17 protein-coding genes are annotated in these 17681 nt (G+C 71.7%); 2 read left to right on the top strand and 15 right to left on the bottom strand.

The window, feature by feature from the left end; all coding sequences use genetic code 11:
• Positions 1 to 11: 11 nt before the first annotated feature.
• The gene (locus BX285_RS16650) at positions 12 to 719 is read right to left on the bottom strand and encodes an MBL fold metallo-hydrolase (protein WP_097238693.1); all 708 of its coding nucleotides are present in this window, start codon (positions 717 to 719) and stop codon (positions 12 to 14) included.
• 261 nt (positions 720 to 980) lie between these two features.
• Here BX285_RS16650 and BX285_RS16645 point away from each other — a divergent pair, with 261 nt between their 5' ends.
• Together BX285_RS16645 and BX285_RS16640 are read left to right on the top strand one after the other, a co-directional pair.
• Positions 981 to 1826, top strand: coding sequence for a peptidylprolyl isomerase (locus BX285_RS16645; RefSeq protein WP_121175537.1), 846 nt, complete (start codon positions 981 to 983; stop codon positions 1824 to 1826).
• A 264-nt stretch (positions 1827 to 2090) separates the two neighbouring features.
• Positions 2091 to 3320, top strand: a complete 1230-nt coding sequence (locus BX285_RS16640; RefSeq protein WP_097238691.1) for a DUF349 domain-containing protein — start codon at positions 2091 to 2093, stop codon at positions 3318 to 3320.
• A gap of 61 nt (positions 3321 to 3381) precedes the next feature.
• On the opposite strand, the gene BX285_RS16635 is transcribed toward BX285_RS16640, so the two are convergent.
• The 14 genes from BX285_RS16635 to BX285_RS16570 all read right to left on the bottom strand — a co-directional run bounded on the left by BX285_RS16635 (position 3382) and on the right by BX285_RS16570 (position 17616).
• Positions 3382 to 5817 carry a bifunctional (p)ppGpp synthetase/guanosine-3',5'-bis(diphosphate) 3'-pyrophosphohydrolase gene (locus tag BX285_RS16635; RefSeq protein ID WP_179852922.1) on the bottom strand — a complete coding sequence of 812 codons (2436 nt, stop codon included), beginning with the start codon at positions 5815 to 5817 and terminating at the stop codon, positions 3382 to 3384.
• A 172-nt stretch (positions 5818 to 5989) separates the two neighbouring features.
• On the bottom strand, positions 5990 to 6541 hold the full coding sequence (locus tag BX285_RS16630; RefSeq protein WP_097238690.1) for an adenine phosphoribosyltransferase: 552 nt from the start codon (positions 6539 to 6541) through the stop codon (positions 5990 to 5992).
• Positions 6542 to 6569: 28 nt separating this feature from the next.
• Entirely contained in the window at positions 6570 to 7670 is a 1101-nt protein-coding gene (gene secF / locus BX285_RS16625; protein ID WP_121175536.1) for a protein translocase subunit SecF, read from the bottom strand.
• Positions 7671 to 7674: 4 nt separating this feature from the next.
• Positions 7675 to 9498, bottom strand: coding sequence for a protein translocase subunit SecD (gene secD, locus BX285_RS16620; RefSeq protein WP_373560524.1), 1824 nt, complete (start codon positions 9496 to 9498; stop codon positions 7675 to 7677).
• Between the two features lie 147 nt (positions 9499 to 9645).
• Complete coding sequence (gene yajC, locus BX285_RS16615; RefSeq protein ID WP_097238688.1) at positions 9646 to 10053, bottom strand: preprotein translocase subunit YajC; 408 nt, start codon at positions 10051 to 10053, stop codon at positions 9646 to 9648.
• Between the two features lie 260 nt (positions 10054 to 10313).
• Positions 10314 to 11399: a Holliday junction branch migration DNA helicase RuvB gene (gene ruvB, locus BX285_RS16610; RefSeq protein WP_121175535.1), complete on the bottom strand. Its 1086-nt coding sequence runs from the start codon at positions 11397 to 11399 to the stop codon at positions 10314 to 10316.
• Between the two features lie 91 nt (positions 11400 to 11490).
• Positions 11491 to 12102 (bottom strand): Holliday junction branch migration protein RuvA, encoded by a 612-nt coding sequence (ruvA, locus tag BX285_RS16605; RefSeq protein WP_097238686.1) that lies wholly within the window; start codon positions 12100 to 12102, stop codon positions 11491 to 11493.
• Positions 12099 to 12674 carry a crossover junction endodeoxyribonuclease RuvC gene (gene ruvC / locus BX285_RS16600; protein ID WP_121177567.1) on the bottom strand — a complete coding sequence of 192 codons (576 nt, stop codon included), beginning with the start codon at positions 12672 to 12674 and terminating at the stop codon, positions 12099 to 12101. Before ruvC ends, ruvA begins: the two co-directional genes overlap by 4 nt.
• Before the next feature lie 159 nt (positions 12675 to 12833).
• Positions 12834 to 13592 (bottom strand): YebC/PmpR family DNA-binding transcriptional regulator, encoded by a 759-nt coding sequence (locus tag BX285_RS16595; RefSeq protein ID WP_049651428.1) that lies wholly within the window; start codon positions 13590 to 13592, stop codon positions 12834 to 12836.
• Positions 13593 to 13670: 78 nt separating this feature from the next.
• Entirely contained in the window at positions 13671 to 14291 is a 621-nt protein-coding gene (pdxT, locus tag BX285_RS16590) for a pyridoxal 5'-phosphate synthase glutaminase subunit PdxT (RefSeq protein ID WP_097240361.1), read from the bottom strand.
• A gap of 97 nt (positions 14292 to 14388) precedes the next feature.
• The gene (gene pdxS, locus BX285_RS16585; protein WP_063346811.1) at positions 14389 to 15300 is read right to left on the bottom strand and encodes a pyridoxal 5'-phosphate synthase lyase subunit PdxS; all 912 of its coding nucleotides are present in this window, start codon (positions 15298 to 15300) and stop codon (positions 14389 to 14391) included.
• Between the two features lie 129 nt (positions 15301 to 15429).
• The gene (locus BX285_RS16580) at positions 15430 to 15975 is read right to left on the bottom strand and encodes a hypothetical protein (protein WP_257032868.1); all 546 of its coding nucleotides are present in this window, start codon (positions 15973 to 15975) and stop codon (positions 15430 to 15432) included.
• A gap of 29 nt (positions 15976 to 16004) precedes the next feature.
• Positions 16005 to 16370 carry a 5-carboxymethyl-2-hydroxymuconate Delta-isomerase gene (locus BX285_RS16575; RefSeq protein ID WP_097238685.1) on the bottom strand — a complete coding sequence of 122 codons (366 nt, stop codon included), beginning with the start codon at positions 16368 to 16370 and terminating at the stop codon, positions 16005 to 16007.
• 61 nt (positions 16371 to 16431) lie between these two features.
• Complete coding sequence (locus BX285_RS16570; RefSeq protein ID WP_097238684.1) at positions 16432 to 17616, bottom strand: glycosyltransferase family 4 protein; 1185 nt, start codon at positions 17614 to 17616, stop codon at positions 16432 to 16434.
• Positions 17617 to 17681: the final 65 nt, after the last annotated feature.

Below are 17681 nucleotides of genomic sequence, written 5' to 3'. Positions count from 1 at the left end.
TTCTCTATCCGTCACATTCCTCGTCGCGGGAAAGCCGGGGCGCCGACCGCCCCCGCTGCCTGTCGGAGGTAGGGGTTGGTGGCGCGCTCACGGCCGATGGTGGTCTGTCCGCCATGGCCGGAGAGGACCACGGTGGTGTCGTCGAGGGGCAGGCACACCCGGGCCAGCGACGTCATGATCGCCTCGCTGTCCCCGCCCGGGAGGTCGGTACGCCCGATGGAGCCGGCGAACAGCAGGTCGCCCGAGAACAGCACCGGAGGGAGGTCCTCGGCACCGGGCGTCCGGAAGGTCACCGACCCCTTGGTATGGCCCGGGGCGTGGTCCACGGTGAGCTGCAGGCCGGCCAGCTCCAGCACGCTGCCGTCGGTGAGTTCGCGCACGTCGTCGGGTTCGCCGACGGTGAGCTCGCCCATCAGCTGGGTGCCCAGGGAGCGGCCGAGCGCCTTCTCCGGGTCGGACATCATGTACCGGTCCTCGGGGTGGATCCAGGCCGGGACGCCGCGGGCGCCGCAGACCGGGACCACCGAGGCCACGTGGTCGATGTGCCCGTGCGTGAGCAGCACGGCGACGGGCTTCAGCCGGTGCTCGCGGACCATCTCCTCGACGCCGCGCGCCGCTTGGTGCCCGGGGTCGACGATGACGCACTCCTCGCCCGCCGCCGGAGCGACCAGGTAGCAGTTGGTGCCCCAGGCTCCAGCGGGGAATCCGGCGATGAACACGCGCGTCCTTCGGGTGTGCGGCGGTCGGTCGGCGAGGACCACCAGGAGTGATGCTGCGAATCAGTTGTCCAGGGGCAGCCTACCGGCGGTCCGGTCCCGGTAGCGAACCAGATAGCGGGCCTGGCGCGGCCGTCCGACGGGTTCACCACCGGGTTCACCGTGTTCTTACGGCCCCGGTCCCTACACTTGGCCGCCGATGGATGCGATGATCCGCTCCGGAATCCATCCACTTTTCCCGCACATCCGTAGGAGACACGGCCGGTGGTCAGCAGCGAACAGCGGCGGCGGCAGCTCGCCCGCGACAAGTACGAGCGCCAGATGCAGCGCCGCGCCGAGGCGGCGGCCGCGCGCAAGCGCCGCAACACGATCCTGGGCGCCTCGCTCGCCGTCGTGGTCCTGGCCGGCGGCGGAACGCTGTTCGCCACCGGCGCGTTCAGCTCGGACGACAAGGACAAGTCCGCCTCGGCGGCCGGCTCCGCGCAGGCGGCGCCGACCAAGGCCACCGAGCCGACGACGCCCACCCGCAAGCCGGTCGAGGGCTGCACCGACCCGGCGCCGGGCGCGCCCAACGGCAAGCAGTGGCAGGCCGAACCGGCCATGTCGATCGACCCCAGCGGCTCGTACACCATGGCGCTGGACACCAACTGCGGCAAGGTGACGATCGCGCTGGACGCGGCCAAGGCCCCGCACACGGTCAACTCCTTCGCCTTCCTGGCCGGCGAGAAGTACCTCGACCACACCAAGTGCCACCGCCTCACCACCGACGGCATCTTCGTGCTGCAGTGCGGCGACCCGACCGCCAGCGCGACCGTCCCCGGCGGCACCGGCGGCCCCGGCTACAAGTTCGCGGACGAGAACCTGACCGGCGCGACCTACCCGGCGGGCACCGTGGCAATGGCCAACTCCGGTCCGGGCACCAACGGCAGCCAGTTCTTCCTGGTCTACAAGGACACCCAGCTGCCGCCGAAGTACACCCCGTTCGGCAAGATCACCGGCGGCCTGGACGTGGTGCAGAAGATCGCCGCCGCCGGCACCCTGGAAGGTTCCCCGGACGGCCACCCGATGGCCGACGTCACCTTCAACTCGGCTACGGTGTCGAAGGGTTGACCAGCCCCGGGGCCGCCGGCGAGCGATGTCCGCGACATCCCCGCCCGGCCCCGGCCCGAAATCGCCCGGCCCGGATGCGGACAGCACCGGGCCTGGTCGCCTATGTTGGCGTTGTATAGGGTGCCCGGACCCGCCTGGCCGTCACCCTCGGCAGAAAGGCACGGCGGACGGGGACGGCGGACTCATCGGTCCGCCGCACATCAACTGTGGACGACGGACGCGCGCCGCCCCGGCGCGGGCGCGACGTCATGTGGAGGACGCGCTATGAGCAGCGACCCGTGGGGCCGTGTGGACGAGCAGGGCACGGTCTACGTCAGGACGGCCGACGGCGAACGCGTCGTGGGTTCCTGGCAGGCCGGCTCGCCCGAGGAGGCCCTCGCCTACTTCGAGCGCAAGTACCAGGGCATCGAGGTGGAGATCGGCCTGCTGGAGAAGCGGGTGCGCACCACCGACCTGGCCGCCAAGGACGCCCTGACCGCGCTGGAGCACCTGCGCGCCCAGGTGGTCGAGGGGCACGCGGTCGGTGACCTGGAGGCCCTGGCCAAGCGGCTGGACACGCTCGCAGGCGAGATCGAGAGCCGGCGCGAGGAGCGCAAGGCCGCTCGCGCCAAGGCCCAGGACGAGGCCCGCGCGGCCAAGGAGGCGCTGGTCTCCGAGGCCGAGCAGCTCGCCGAGTCCACCCAGTGGCGGGAGGCCGGGGACCGGCTGCGTGCGCTGGTGGACACCTGGAAGGGCCTGCCGCGGCTGGACCGCAAGAGCGACGACGAGCTGTGGCACCGCTTCTCGCACGCCCGCTCGGTCTTCTCCAAGCACCGCAAGGCCCACTTCGCCACCCTGGACGCCGAGCGCGACCGGGCGCGGCAGACCAAGGAGGCGCTGGTCGCCGAGGCCGAGGCGCTGTCCTCGTCCACGGACTGGGGCAGCACCGCGGCCGCCTACCGCGACCTGATGGCGCGCTGGAAGGCCGCCGGCCGGGCCCAGCGCGACATCGAGGACGAGCTGTGGGCGCGGTTCCGCGGCGCGCAGGACGTCTTCTTCCAGGCCCGTTCCGCGGTGTTCAGCGAGCGGGACGCCGAGCAGGTGGAGAACCAGAAGCTCAAGGAGGCGCTGGCCGCCGAGGCCGAGGCGATCCTGCCGATCACCGACCTGAAGGCCGCCAAGGCCGCGCTGCGCGAGGTCAACGAGCGCTGGGAGGCGATCGGGCACGTGCCGCGCGAGGTCCGTCCGAAGCTGGACGGCCGGCTGAACGCGGTCGAGCGGGCCATCCGCGAGGCCGAGGACGCCGAGTGGAAGCGCTCCAACCCGGAGGCCAAGGCCCGCGCGGCCGGCATGGTCGGCCTCTTCCAGGCCAAGGCCGACAAGCTCCAGGCCGACCTGGCCAAGGCCCGCGCGGCCGGCAACGCCGGCCGGACCGCCAAGCTGGAGTCCGAGCTGGCCGGCGTGCAGACCCTGCTGGAGCAGGCGCACAAGAGCCAGGAGGAGTTCAGCGGCTGATCCCGCATGGACGACGAAGGCCCCCGGGGAAACCTCCCCGGGGGCCTTCCTCATGCCGTCGTCACTTGCGGGCGGAGGTGACGCGGTAGACGTCGTACACGCCCTCGACGCCGCGCACCGCCTTGAGCACGTGGCCGAGGTGCTTCGGGTCGCCCATCTCGAAGGTGAAGCGGCTCATCGCCACCCGGTCGCGGGAGGTCTGGACCGCCGCCGACAGGATGTTGACGTGCTGGTCGGAGAGGACCCGGGTGACGTCCGAGAGCAGCCGGGAGCGGTCCAGCGCCTCGACCTGGATGGCCACCAGGAACACCGAGGACTGGGTGGCCGCCCACTCGACGTCGATCATGCGTTCCGGCTGCTGGCTGAGCGCCTCCACGTTGACGCAGTCGGCGCGATGCACCGAGACGCCGTTGCCGCGGGTGACGAAGCCGACGATCGGGTCGCCCGGCACCGGGGTGCAGCAGCGGGACAGCTTGACCCAGACGTCCTCGACGCCCTTGACGATCACGCCCGGGTCGCCCTTGGCCCGGCGGCGCACCGCACGGCGGTTGTCGTGCGTCGGGGTGGCGGTCTCCGCCAGGTCCTCCGTCGCGCCCTCCTCGCCGCCGAGCGCCTGGACCAGCTTCTGCACGATGTTCTGCGCGGCGACGTGGCCCTCGCCGATCGCGGCGTAGAGCGAGGAGATGTCGGGGTAGCGCATCTCGTGGGCCAGGGTGACCAGCGAATCGCCGGTGAGGATCCGCTGGATCGGCAGGCCCTGCTTGCGCATCGCCCGGACGATCGCCTCCTTGCCGTGCTCGATCGCCTCCTCGCGGCGCTCCTTGGAGAACCAGGCGCGGATCTTGTTGCGGGCGCGCGGCGACTTGACGAAGCCCAGCCAGTCCCGGGACGGCCCGGCGTTCTCCGCCTTGGAGGTGAACACCTCGACGGTGTCGCCGTTCTCCAGCGTCGACTCCAGCGGCACCAGCCGCCCGTTCACCCGGGCGCCTATCGTCCGGTAGCCGACCTCGGTGTGCACCGCGAAGGCGAAGTCCACGGGGGTGGCGCCGGCCGGCAGGGCTATCACGTCGCCCTTGGGGGTGAAGACGAAGACCTCGTTGCTGGCCAGGTCGAAGCGCAGCGACTCCAGGAACTCACCCGGGTCGGCGGTCTCCTTCTGCCAGTCCAGCAGCTGCCGCAGCCAGGCCATCTCGTTGACGGCGCCGGCCTTGTCGTCCTTGCGGACCTGGGTCGGGGTGTCGGTGCGGACCTTGGACGCCCCGGCGACCGCGCGCTGCTTGTACTTCCAGTGCGCGGCGATGCCGTACTCGGCCCGCCGGTGCATGTCGAAGGTGCGGATCTGGAGTTCGACGGGCTTGCCGCCGGGGCCGATCACCGTCGTGTGCAGCGACTGGTACATGTTGAACTTGGGCATCGCGATGTAGTCCTTGAACCGCCCCGGCACCGGGTTCCACCGCGCGTGGATGGTGCCCAGCGCCGCGTAGCAGTCGCGGACGGTGTCGACCAGGACCCGGATGCCCACCAGGTCGTAGATCTCCGCGAAGTCCCGGCCCCGGACGATCATCTTCTGGTAGACCGAGTAGTAGTGCTTCGGCCGGCCGGTCACGGAGGCGGTGATCCGGGCGCCGCGCAGGTCCGCCTGGACCTGGTCGATGACGGTCGCCAGGTACTCGTCCCGCTTGGGGGCCCGCTCGGCGACCAGCCGGACGATCTCGTCGTACATCTTGGGGTAGAGGATCGCGAAGGCGAGGTCCTCCAGCTCCCACTTGATGGTGTTCATGCCCAGCCGGTGCGCCAGCGGGGCGTAGATCTCCAGCGTCTCGCGGGCCTTCTTCTCCTGCTTCTCCCGCTTGAGGTAGCGCATCGTGCGCATGTTGTGCAGGCGGTCGGCCAGCTTGATCACCAGGACCCGCGGGTCCTTGGCCATCGCCACGACCATCTTGCGGACGGTCTCGGCCTGGGCCGCCTCGCCGAACTTGACCCGGTCCAGCTTGGTGACGCCGTCCACCAGCAGGGCCACCGAGTCGCCGAAGTCCTTGCGCAGGGTCTCCAGGCCGTAGTCGGTGTCCTCGACGGTGTCGTGCAGCAGCCCGGCCATCAGCGTCGGGGCGTCCATGCCGAGCTCGGCGAGGATCGTCGCGACGGCCAGCGGATGCGTGATGTACGGGTCGCCGCTCTTGCGCTTCTGCCCGCGGTGCCACTTCTCGGCCACCGCGTACGCCTTCTCGATGTCACGCAGCAGCGCCGGGTCGGCCTTGGGGTCGTTGGCCCGGATCGAGCGGAACAGCGGCTCCAGGACGGGGTTGAGCACGCTGGAGCGCTGGCCGCCGAGGCGGGCCAGCCGGGCCCGCATGCCGCCGGTGGAGCCGCGGCCGGACGGGGCGAGCGAACGCGAGGAGGTCGGCGCCGGGCGTGCCGGGGTGGCCCCCGAGGGCGTGGGACGGTTTTCGGGGGCGGCCGCTGCGGCCGTGGGCACAACCTCGTCGGGCAAGGACAACTCCTCGGGGCACCGGGCCGGCCCCTGCCGGGGCCCGAACGGACGGGGACAACCGGGAGGGGATGAATCTTCATGGTACCGAGCCGGGCGGCCCGGTGTTCATCCGGCCGGGCCCGGAAACGGAAGGGGCGGCGGCCGGGTGTCCCGACCGCCGCCCCTTCGCACACGTACCTCAGACCGTGACCAGCGTCTCCAGCGGAGCGCCCGCCAGGTGCCCGGCCAGCCGCTCGCGGCCGTCCAGGAAGCCCAGCTCCATCAGCACCACGACGCCCGCCAGCTCGGCCCCGGCCTCCTTGACCAGGTCCAGCGAGGCGCCGATGGTCCCGCCGGTGGCCAGCACGTCGTCCACCACCAGCACCCGCTCACCGGGTGCGAAGGCGTCGCACTGCACCTCCAGCGTCGCCGAGCCGTACTCCAGCTCGTACGAGCGCCGGAACACCTCGCCGGGCAGCTTGCCCTGCTTGCGGATCGGCACGAAGCCGAGCCCGGCCGCGAAGGCCGCCGGGGCCGCCAGCACGAAGCCGCGGGCCTCCAGGCCCACCACCTTGGTCGCTCCGAGCTCCTTGGCCCGGTCCGCCAGCGCCCGGGTGAGGGCGCCGAAGGCCTCGGCGTCGGCGAGCAGCGGCGCGATGTCCTTGAACAGCACACCCGGCTTCGGGTAGTCCGGGACGTCCCGGATGCGGCTGTTCAGCAGCTCGGCCAGTGCGATGTCGGCGGTGGTCACGGTGTGTCCTCGGGGTTCGTGGTGCGGATCAGCGCTTGGTGGACGGACGGCCCTTGGCACGCGAGGTGCCGGCCGCCCGGCCGCGCTGACCGACCATACCCGCAGGCTGGCCGTCCTCCGCGAGCTCGCCCTCGGACACCGCGTCCGCGACCTCGCCCTTGGCGGCCGCGGCGGCCCGGTGCTGCAGGACGCGCTTGCGCAGCGCCTTCAGCTCCGGCTGCTCCTCCTTGAGCTGCGCCAGCAGCGGGGTGGCGACGCAGATCGAGGAGTAGGCACCGGCCGCGAGGCCGATGAACAGCGCCAGCGAGATGTCGTTCAGCGTGCCGGCGCCCAGGATGCCACCGCCGATGAACAGCAGTGCGGCGACCGGCAGCAGCGCGACCACGGTGGTGTTGAGCGAGCGCACCAGGGTCTGGTTGAGGCCCGCGTTGGCGGCCTCGCTGTAGGTGAGCTTGTTCTGCTTGGTGAGCCCCTTGGTGTTCTCCTTCACGGTGTCGAAGACGACGACCGTGTCGTAGAGGGAGTAACCGAGGATTGTCAGGAAGCCGATCACCGTACCCGGGGTGACCTCGAAGCCGACCAGGGCGTAGACGCCGATGGTGATCAGGAGGTCGTGGATGAGGGCGACCAGGGCGGCCACCGCCATCCGCCACTCGAAGGCGATCGCCAGGTAGGCCGTCACCAGGATCATGAAGATGATCAGGCCGGTGAGCGCCTTGTTGGAGATCTGCTTGCCCCAGCTGGGGCCGATCACCTGGGCCTCGACGGTGTCGAGCGGAACGCCGATCTTCTCGGCGAGCTGCGAACGCACCTCGTCGGAGCTCTTCGGCTCCTCGGTGCTGACCTGGATCCGGATCTTGCCGTTGTCCGTCGACTGCACCAGCGGGTGCGAGGAGACGACCTGGTCGGCCTTCTCCTGCGCCTGCGAGACGGTCAGACCGGGCTTGGCCACGGTGTAGACCGAGCCGCCCTTGAACTCGATGCCCAGGTGCAGGCCCATGGCCAGGCCGATCGCCGCGACCAGCACGATCACGCCGGAGATGGAGTACCAGAGCTTGCGGCGCCCGACGAAGTCGAAACTGACCTCGCCCTGGTAGAGCCGGTGGCCCAGATTGGAGAAGCGCGACACGGTGTCAGGCCTCCTTCACGGCGGCAGAGGAGGAGCTACGGCGACGGCTGCTGCGCAGCGGCGGGCGGGCGCCCAGCCGCTTCGGGTCCAGGCCGGACCACGGGTGGCCGTCCAGGAAGAACTTGCGACGGGCCAGCAGCGTGATCAGCGGCTTGGTGAAGAGGAAGATCACCACCACGTCGAGCGCGGTGGTCAGGCCCAGCGTGAAAGCGAAGCCCTGGACCTTGCCGACCGAGACCACGTAGAGCACGGCGGCACAGAGGAAGGAGACGAAGTCCGAGACCAGGATGGTGCGCCGGGCGCGCGGCCAGGCCCGCTGGACCGCCGGGCGCAGCGGGGCGCCCTCGCGGACCTCGTCGCGGATGCGCTCGAAGTACACGATGAAGGAGTCGGCGGTGATGCCGATCGCGACGATCGCACCGCAGACCGCGGGCAGGTTCAGCGCGAAGCCGATCCCGCCGCCGAGCAGGCTCATGATCGAGTAGGTCAGGATCGCCGAGACGACCAGACCGGCGATCGAGACCAGGCCGAGGCCGCGGTAGTAGACCAGCGAGTAGGCGACCACCAGCAGCATGCCGATCGCGCCGGCCACCAGGCCGGCCTTGAGCTGGTCGCTGCCGAGCGCCGGGGAGACGGTGGTGATGTCGCTCTTGACGAACTCCAGCGGCAGGGCGCCGTAGCTCAGCACGTTGGACAGGTCCTGCGCCTCGGCCTGGGTGAAGCCGCCGGTGATGACCGCGGTGCCGCCCGGGATCGGGCCGTTGACCTGCGGGTGCGAGACGACCTGGTTGTCCAGCACGATGGCGAACTGGTTGGTCGGCGGGGTCTGGCTGGCCAGCTGGCCGGTGACCTTGGCGAAGGCGTCGGTGCCGGTGCCGTTGAACTGCAGCTGGACCTGCCAGCCCTGAGCGGTCTGGGTGTCGAAGGTGGCCTGGGCCTTGGAGACGTCCGCGCCCTTCACGGCCGCCGGGCCGAGCGCCAGCTTCTCGTAGTAGCCGTTCTTGCCCGCCTTCTGGGAGCAGGCGACGACGGCCTTGTCCTCGGGGCCGGTCTGCGCGGCGCGGACCTCGGGCTTGGAGCAGTCGAGGGCGGCGAAGGCGGCGGACAGCTCCGGCGGCACGGTGCCCTGGGTCATCGCGGCGCTGAGGTCGGCGGCGCTCGGCGGGGTGGCCGCGGCGCTCGGGGCGCCGGTGGCGGCGGCCGACGGCGCGCCGGCCGCGGGGGCGGACGGGGCCGTGCTCGCGCCGGTGGCGGCGGCCGACGGGCTGGCGCCCTCGGCGGCCAGTGCCTCGCCGACGGTGCGGCCCTGCTTGGTGGCGCTCGCGGTCGCGGACGGCGTGCCGGTCGCGGCGCCGGCGGCGGCCGACGGGGTCGCGGCCGGGGTGCCGGAGGCTCCGGCGGACGGGGTGCCGGTGGGCGCCGGGACGGTGACGCCGCTGGGCGCCACGGCCAGGACCGGACGGAAGAACAGCTTGGCCGTGGTACCGACCTGGTCCGCCGCGTTCTGCCGGTCGCCACCCTTGGGGATGTTCACGATGATCGTGTTCTCGCCCTGGGTCTGGACCTCCGCCTCGGAGACACCCATCCCGTTGACACGGCGCTCGATGATCCCGGTGGCGATGTCCATGTTGGACTTGTTGATCGCCTTGGGGTCGGTCGACTTCGCGGTCAGCGTGATGCTGGTGCCGCCGGCGAGGTCGATCCCGAGCCGGGGCTTGGTGTTGCCCGTCCCGAACATGAGGGCGACCAGTCCGACGGTGACGACCAGGATGAGGGCCAGCGCCCGTCCTGGGTAGCCGTCGCGCGGGCGCGACTTGGGTGTTGCCACCTTGCTCGTTTCTCCCTGTCCATGCCACTTCCCCGACCGGACCCCCGTCCGGCTCGTGGCGGAACGGGGGTCCGGCGGTTCTGCGGCCCTGAGGTCCTGTGGGCTCGCGGCACTGCGCCGCGCGGCCGGGCGGGTTGCCCGTCCGTACTACTTGCTCGCGGGAGCCCCGCCCTCGGCATCGCCCTTCGCGGCGCTGTCCTTGGTCAGCGTCAGCGGCTTGTCCTCGACCGGCGCGGCGTCGGCGTCCTCGGCCTCCGGCTCGGGGAGCTCGTCGTCGGCGGGGCGGCCGTTGATGATCGCGTCGTACTCCTGGGGGTCCAGGACGGCCGCGATCGCGCTCTTGGTGAAGTGGGTGACCACGCCGGGCGCGATCTCCAGCTCGACGGTCTCGTCGTTGACCGCCTTCACCTGGGCGTACAGACCGCCGATGGTGCGCACTCCGGCCCCCGGCTCCAGCGCCGTCTGCATCTGCTGCATCTGCGACTGGCGCTTCTTCTGCGACCGGAACATGAGCACGATCGCGATGATCGGGAGGAGAAGGATGATGAGGTTCACTGCAGCCAGGGTCCTTTACGGGCCGCCGGCCGGCGGCCTGTGTGGTATTGGTCGGCCCGTCAGGTGAGAGGGGCGGTCCGGCGGAGTCTAGGCGACCCCGATTCGATCGGACAACGCCAAGCATCGCATCCTGCCGCCGAAAGTGGCGAGCCTCCGCCTGCACTGTTTCCCCGGGCTTCGATCCCGGCTCCTCCATGCGGCGCGGCGCCGCCGCCGGGCGGGAACCTCCGGGTCCGACTCACCCGTTCAGCCGACGGCGGTCAACTTTCGTCGGCGGGGAACAGCTCCGACTGGGCCGGCACGCTGCCGCGCGAGGTCTGGGCCGCCCCTGCCTGGGCCGGCCGGGTCAGGCCCAGGTGCTGCCAGGCGGCGGCGGTGGCGATCCGCCCGCGCGGGGTCCGGGCGAGCAGGCCCTCGCGCACCAGGAAGGGCTCCGCCACCTCCTCGACCGTCTCGGACTCCTCCCCCACGGCGACCGCGAGTGTCGACAAACCGACCGGGCCGCCGCCGAACAGCCGCAGCAGCGCGTCCAGCACCGCACGGTCCAGCCGGTCCAGACCACGGGCGTCCACCTCGTAGACGTCCAGCGCCTGGGCGGCGATCTCGGGAGTGACCACGCCGTCGTGCCGCACCTGCGCGTAGTCGCGGACCCGGCGCAGCAGCCGGTTGGCGATGCGCGGCGTGCCACGCGAGCGCCCGGCGATCTCGGCGGCGCCGGCCGGGTCTATCTCGACGTCCAGCAGCGCGGCCGAGCGGTGCACCACCCGCTGCAGCTCGCTCGGGGCGTAGAACTCCATGTGCCCGGTGAAGCCGAAGCGGTCCCGCAGCGGGGGCGGCAGCAGGCCGGCCCGGGTGGTGGCGCCGACCAGGGTGAAGGGCGGCAGCTCCAGCGGGATGGCGGTCGCGCCCGGGCCCTTGCCGACGATCACGTCGACCCGGAAGTCCTCCATCGCCATGTAGAGCATCTCCTCGGCCGGCCGGGACATCCGGTGGATCTCGTCGAGGAAGAGCACCTCGCCCTCGGTGAGCGAGGAGAGGATCGCCGCGAGGTCCCCCGCGTGCTGGATGGCCGGGCCGGAGGTGATCCGGATCGGGGCGCCCAGCTCGGCGGCGATGATCATGGACAGGGTGGTCTTGCCCAGCCCGGGCGGCCCGCTCAGCAGCACGTGGTCGGGTGCGCTGCCGCGCTTGCGGGCGGCCTGGAGCACCAGGGACAGCTGCTCGCGCACCCGCTCCTGGCCGATGAACTCGTCCAGCAGCTTGGGGCGCAGCGCCGCCTCCACCGCCTGGTCCTCACCATCGGCGGCCGCCGTGACCAGCCGGTCGGCGGGTTCCGAGTCGTACATCGTCGCGGGCTCCCAAGTCTCCGTGGTCGACGTGGTCGACACGGTCGATACCGTCGATACGGTCGACAAATGGACAGATCGTCAGTTGGCCTCAGCGGGCCCGGTTGAGGCCGCGCAGCGCGAGCCGCAGCAGCGCCCCGACGTCCGGCGTCTGCTGCGCCTCCGCCTCCGGGGTGACGGCCGCGACCGCCTCGTCCGCCTCGCGCGGGGCGTAGCCGAGACCGGTCAGCGCGGAGTGCAGCTGCTCGCTCCACGGCGCCGGGCCGGCCGCGAGCGGCTTCTGCGCGGGCACCGCGCCGTGCGGGGCGCCGAGCTTGTCCTTGTATTCCAGCAGCAGCTTGGCCGCCTTGGCCTTGCCGATGCCGGGCACGGCGACCAGCGCCTTCTCGTCGCCGCCGGCGACCGCGGCCCGCAGCGCGTCGGGGCTGTGCACCCCGAGGATCGCCTGCGCCAGCTTGGGGCCGACGCCCGGCGCGGCCTGCAGGATCTCGAAGACGGCGCGCTCGTCGTCGTCCGCGAACCCGAAGAGGGTCAGCGAGTCCTCCCGGACCACCAGCGAGGTCGCCAGCCGGGCCGGCTCGCCCAGCCGCAGGCCGGCCAGGGTGTTCGGAGTGCACTGCACCGCCATGCCCACCCCGCCGACCTCGACCACCGCCGTCCCGGCGGAGATGGCTGCCACGGGCCCTTGCACGAAGGCGATCACCGGATTGTTCCTCTCAGGGGCGTGGAGCGCGGGGTGGAGCGGGGGGCGGAGCGGGGCGTGGCGCGGGCGGCCAGGACGGCAGCCTCAAGCCGGTTGGTCGCCCCGCCGCGCCAGATGTGGCAGATCGCCAGCGCCAGGGCGTCGGCGGCGTCCGCGGGCTTGGGCGGGGCGTCCAGCCGCAGCAGGCGCTGCACCATGGCCGTGACCTGGGCCTTGTCGGCCCGGCCGGAGCCGGTGACGGCTGCCTTGACCTCGCTCGGGGTGTGCAGGGTGACGGGGATGCCGCGGCGCGTCGCGCAGAGCATCGCGACCGCGCTGGCCTGCGCGGTGCCCATCACGGTGCGCACGTTGTGCTGGGCGAAGACCCGCTCGACGGCGACCAGGTCGGGCCGGTGCTCGTCCAGCCAGGCCTCGATCCCCTGCTCGACCAGGAGCAGCCGCTGCCCGATCTCGGCCTCGGCGGGCGTGCGCACCACGCCGACCCCGGCCATCCGCAACGGCCGGCCCGGCGCGCCCTCGACCACGCCGACCCCGCACCTGGTCAGCCCCGGGTCCACGCCCAGTACCCGCACCACAGCTCTGCCTCCCGTCGACTCGCCACTCACCGGAGTGACCTGCGCAGGCTATCGTTCGGGTCCGACAACGCGACCGACGACACCGGCCCGGCGGTCCTGGGACCACCGGGCCGGGCAGTGAGAACGATCACTCACCGTCGATCGATCGATGCCGTGTCACTCGGCGTCGAGCTGCGCACCGACCTCGTCGGAGATGTCGAAGTTGGCGAAGACGTTCTGCACGTCGTCGCTGTCCTCCAGGGCGTCGATCAGCTTGAGGATCTTGCGGGCGCCGTCGACGTCCAGCTCGACCTGCATGCTCGGGAGGAAGTTGGCCTCGGCCGAGTCGTAGTCGACGCCGGCGTCCACCAGCGCGGTGCGCACGGCGACCATCTTGGAGGCCTCGGAGACGATCTCGAACGAGTCGCCGAGGTCGTTGATCTCCTCGGGCTCCTGGTCGAGGACGACCTCGAAGAGCTTGTCCTCGTCCACGCCGTCGGCCTTGGGGACGATGACGACACCCTTGCGGGTGAACAGGTACGACACCGAGCCCGGGTCGGCCATCGAGCCGCCGTTGCGGGTCATCGCGACGCGCACGTCGGAGGCGGCGCGGTTGCGGTTGTCGGTGAGGCACTCGATCAGGACCGCGACGCCGTTCGGGCCGTAGCCCTCGTACATGATGGTCTGGTAGTCGGCGCCGCCGGCCTCCAGACCGCCACCGCGCTTGACGGCGCGGTTGATGTTGTCGATCGGGACCGAGCTCTTCTTCGCCTTCTGGATGGCGTCGTAGAGGGTCGGGTTGCCCGCCGGGTCGGGACCGCCGGTGCGCGCCGCCACCTCGATGTTCTTGATCATCTTGGCGAAGAGCTTGCCGCGCTTGGCGTCGATCACGGCCTTCTTGTGCTTGGTGGTAGCCCACTTAGAGTGGCCGGACATCGCCAGCTCCTTTACGTCGCCAAAGGGAAATGAACAGAAGAGATCTTACCGGTGTCGCCACCGGTGGTAGGACCGCCGTCACTTCGCGGCGCTGAGGTGCTCCTCGACCATCCGCACGAAGTACCCGTGCACCCGGTGGTCGCCGGTCAGCTCCGGGTGGAAGGAGGTGGCCAGCAGGTTGCCCTGGCGCACGGCGACGATCCGGCTCTCCGGGCCGTCCGCGGCGGGCAGCTCGGCCAGGACCTCGACGCCCGCGCCGACCGCCTCGACCCAGGGGGCGCGGATGAAGACGCCGTGCACCGGCGCGTCGTCCATGCCCTTGAAGGCGATCCCGGACTCGAAGGACTCGTTCTGCCGGCCGAAGGCGTTGCGGCGCACCGTCATGTCGATGCCGCCGACGGTCTCCTGGTCCTCGCGGCCGTCGAGGATCTTGTCCGCCAGCATGATCATGCCCGCGCAGGTGCCGTACACCGGCATCCCGGCGGCGACGCGCTCGCGCAGCGGGCCCATCACGCCGAACAGCAGCGCCAGCTTGGACATGGTGGTCGACTCCCCGCCGGGGATCACCAGCGCGTCGACCTCGGCCAGTTCCTCGGCACGGCGCACCGGGCGGGCGAGCGCGTCGGCCTCGGCCAGCGCCACGAGGTGCTCGCGGACGTCGCCCTGCAGGGCGAGGACGCCGATGACTGGAGTGCTCACGGTCTTCAACCTCAATCGATCGTTACTACGGGAGTACGTGGCGCGGCCCGCCGCAGGCGCCGAGGCGCTGCGGCGGGCCGACTCGGAAGCTGCGGGATTACCAGCCGCGGTTGGCGTAGCGCTCGGTCTCCGGCAGGGTGTCGCAGTTGATGCCGACCATGGCCTCGCCGAGGTTGCGGGAGGCGTCCGCGATGATCTTCGGGTCGTCGAAGAAGGTGGTGGCCTTCACGATGGCGGCGGCGCGCTTGGCCGGGTCGCCCGACTTGAAGATGCCGGAGCCGACGAAGACGCCCTCGGCGCCCAGCTGGCGCATCAGCGCGGCGTCGGCCGGGGTGGCCACGCCACCGGCGGAGAACAGCACGACCGGCAGCTTGCCGAGCTCGGCGACCTCCTTGACCAGCTCGTACGGGGCGCGCAGCTCCTTGGCGGCGGCGTACAGCTCGTTGTTGTCGAAGCCGCGCAGCTTGGCGATCTCGTTCTTGATCTGGCGCAGGTGGCGGACGGCCTCGACCACGTTGCCGGTGCCGGCCTCACCCTTCGAACGGATCATGGCCGCACCCTCGGCGATGCGGCGCAGGGCCTCGCCCAGGTTGGTGGCGCCGCAGACGAAGGGAGTGGTGAAGGCCCACTTGTCCGAGTGGTTGACCTCGTCGGCCGGGGTCAGCACCTCGGACTCGTCGATGTAGTCGACACCCAGCGACTGCAGGACCTGGGCCTCGACGAAGTGACCGATGCGGGACTTGGCCATCACCGGGATGGAGACCGCCTCGATGATCTCCTCGATCATGTTCGGGTCGGACATGCGGGCCACGCCGCCATCCTTGCGGATGTCGGCCGGAACCCGCTCAAGCGCCATGACGGCCACCGCGCCGGCGTCCTCGGCGATCTTGGCCTGCTCGGCGTTGACCACGTCCATGATCACACCGCCCTTGAGCTGCTCGGCCATGCCGCGCTTGACCCGGGCGGTGCCGATCTGCGGCTGGTCTGCGGTGGTGGGGGTGGTGGACACGTGAGACCTCACTCGAAGATGAACCAGTGCTATCGCCCTATGGTAGGCGGACGGAGTGGCACCTCCATGTGCCACCCAGTCCAGCCCGAACGACGGGACACGACAAACGGGCCGTATCCGTGGAACACCCTAAGCAGGCGCCCCCTCGGGCGTGAGGGCGGGCGGCGGGGCGTCGTCCATCTCGAAGGCCATCGGGAACGGGGCCTTCCCGGCCAACCGGAAATACCGCACCAACCGGTGCTCGCGCACCGCCCGCGCCGCCCGCACCGCGTCGTTGTGGAACCGCCGGGCCATCGGCACCCGGCGCACCGCGGCCGTCAGATCACGAACCGCGTCCTCGCCACCCGGCTCCGCCACCAGCGCCGCCACCTGCTCCGGCTCCTCCAGCACCGCCCGCAGCGCCAGGCTCAACTGGCTCTCCGCCACCTCGCGCTGCTCGTCGTCGGCCTGCCGGGCCGCGTGCGCCGCGTCCAGCAGCAGCAGCGAGGCCGCCGGGTCCAGCAGCGAGGACGTCGCCAGCTCCATCGCCACCGAGGCCCGACGCACCAGCTGCGCGTCCAGCGCCGCCCGCGCGGCGTCGATCCGGGCGTGCAGCCGGTCCAAGCGGCCGGCCGTCCAACTCAGGTACATGCCGAAGAGCACCACGGCCACGCCGGCCCAGATCCAGGTAGTCACGGGGCGCAACGCTACCGGGTGTCACCGGCTCAGCCTGCGGCGGTCGTGCTGCGGTAGCTCTCCCGATCGATGTCCGAGATGTTCACCGCGGTGTACAGCCGGGTGCCGGCCGCCGGCGCGACGTGCTCGGCCAGCAGCGCCAGCACGCCCTCGCTGAGCGCCGCCTTCGCCTCCGGCGTGCGGCCCGGGAAGATCTGGAACTCGACGTACACCTGCGCGGCGGGCTCCTCGGCCTCCCCCACCACGAAGTCGTCGCTCGCCCGGAACAGCGTCTTGCACGCCTCCGGCTTGGCGTCGATCGTCTTCACCGCGAGCCGGTTGATCGCCAGGCCCAGCGCCCGGCGGTCGAAGGAACCGGCCAGGCCGGACGAGTAGTCGACGGAGATCTGCGGCATCGTTGCCCCCATGGTTCACAGCGGTACGGTCGCCCGACCCTAACCCCGCGGACAGCCGGGGTCAGTCCCGGGCCAACCCGAACCGGCTCCACCGCCCGCTGCGCTCGTCCTCCTCGACCACCGCTGCGGCCCCCGCCGTGACCGTCTCGTACACCGCCAGGATGTCCGCGCCGACCGTCGACCAGTCGAACCGCCGCACGTGCCGCGAGGCCGCCTTCCGCAGCTCCTCCAGCCGCGCCGGATCGCCCAGCAACCGCAGCGCCGTACGGGCCAGCGCGTCCGCGTCCTCCACCGGGAACAGCTCGCCGGCGTCCCCGCCGTCGAGCACCTGCTTGAACGCGTCCAGGTCGCTCGCCAGCACCGGGGCGCCCGCCGACATCGCCTCGACCAGGATGATCCCGAAGCTCTCGCCCCCGGTGTTCGGCGCCACGTACAGGTCCACGCTGCGCAGCAGCCGGGCCTTCTCCTCGTCGCTCACCATCCCGAGGAACTCCACCTGCCGGCGCACCTCCGGCGCCAGGCCCGCGACGGCCTCCTCCTCGTCGCCCTTGCCCGCCACCAGCAGCCGCACCCCCGGACGCTCGGCCAGGATCCCGGGCAGCGCCGCCAGCAGCGTCGGCAGGCCCTTGCGCGGTTCGTTGATCCGGCCGATGAAGCCGATCGTGCCCGGCTCCCCCTTCGCCGCGTGGCCCATCCAGCGCCCGTCCGGCTCCGCGTCCGCGAAGAAGCCCACGTCCACGCCGTTGGGGATCACCACCGCGTCCCCGCCCAGGTGCTCCACCAGGGTCCGGCGGGCGTACTCCGACACCGCGATCCGGGCCCGCATCTTCTCCAGGCCGGGCTGCAGGATCGGCGAGGCCGCGATCATCGCCCGCGAGCGCGGGTTGGAGGTGTGGAAGGTCCCCACCATCGGCCCGGTCGCCGACCAGGCGGCCAGCATCGACAGGCTCGGCGAGGCCGGCTCGTGCACGTGCAGGATGTCGAAGCGCCCGTCGTGCAGCCACCGCCGCACCCGCGCCGCCGACAGGATGCCGAAGCTCAGCCGCGCCACCGACCCGTTGTACGGCACCGCCACCGCCCGCCCGGCCGAGACCACGTACGGCGGCAGCGCCTCGTCGTCCTCGGCCGGCGCCAGCACCGACACCTCGTGCCCCAGGCCGATCAGATGCTCGGCCAAGTCCCGGATGTGGAACTGGACCCCACCGGGGACGTCCCAGTCGTACGGGCAGACGATGCCGATCTTCACGGGTTCCTCAAGCTCCTTCGGACAGTCGTACCGGCTCAGCACCGGCCGGAACAGCGACCGGACGG

Source organism: Streptomyces sp. 1114.5 (assembly GCF_003635085.1).
Lineage (GTDB): Bacteria > Actinomycetota > Actinomycetes > Streptomycetales > Streptomycetaceae > Kitasatospora.
This window is presented reverse-complemented; position numbering and strand designations above follow the sequence as displayed.